Origin of the sequence: Alkalimonas cellulosilytica, assembly GCF_036325985.1 — a bacterium.
GTDB classification, from domain to species: Bacteria; Pseudomonadota; Gammaproteobacteria; order Enterobacterales; family Alteromonadaceae; genus Alkalimonas; species Alkalimonas cellulosilytica.
Window position 1 is genome coordinate 1 of record NZ_JAUHLI010000052.1, and the last position, 756, is coordinate 756.

Annotated in this window: 1 protein-coding gene; it reads right to left on the reverse strand. The window is 53.8% G+C overall.

Annotation, left to right across the window (positions count from 1 at the left end):
• Window positions 1-756, reverse strand: a 756-nt coding sequence (istA, locus tag QWY20_RS18485; RefSeq protein ID WP_330130453.1) for an IS21 family transposase, incomplete at both ends; no start/stop codon positions are given.

Sequence of the window (756 nt, forward strand, 5' to 3'; positions counted from 1 at the left end):
TAATAGCGCCCGGATGCAGTGATTCAGCTCAGCTAATGAGAAGAAGGTGTGGTGACGTAATCTGGCTAAAATCCAGCGCTCAATGATTTGCACGCCCACTTCCGCTTTGGCTTTATCCTGCGGCTTACGCGGCCTTGCTGGCATCACAGCGCAGCCATAATGGTGAGCTAATTGGTGGTAGGCAGCATTGATGTCTGGATCGTATCGGCACGCTTTAGTGACGCCGCTTTTAAGGTTATCCGGCACAATGAGTTTGGGCACACCACCAAAGAAGCTAAAGACCCTGGCATGGCTCCCCAGCCAATCTGGCAGCGTCTGCGTAAGGGTGGCTTCAGCATAGGTGTAATTGGACGCGCCCAGTACGGCCACAAACACCTGTGCAAAGCGGACTTCACCGGTACTGGCACAGACAATGGGGACGGTTTGCCCAGCATAATCAACGAACAGCATGTCACCGGCAATGTGGTTTTGTCGCATTGAGCGGCGCTGTTTTTTCTGCCACTCGCCATACAGGTGGCAATACTGCGGGTAGCTGTAACTGCGGTTCGGGTACTGCTGGGCGTATTCTTCCCATAACAGGTGCTTGGTGACACCAGCTTTACGCAGCTCCTTATGCACGGTCGTCCAATCTGGTAATTCAAGCCTGGTGGATACGCGGGCATCGGCTTTAGGATAAATCAGCTTGGCCAGTGCACTGTCGTCCAAGGTACAAATGGTAGGCCAGTCGATGCCTTGCTGCTCTGCAGCGCTGGTCAC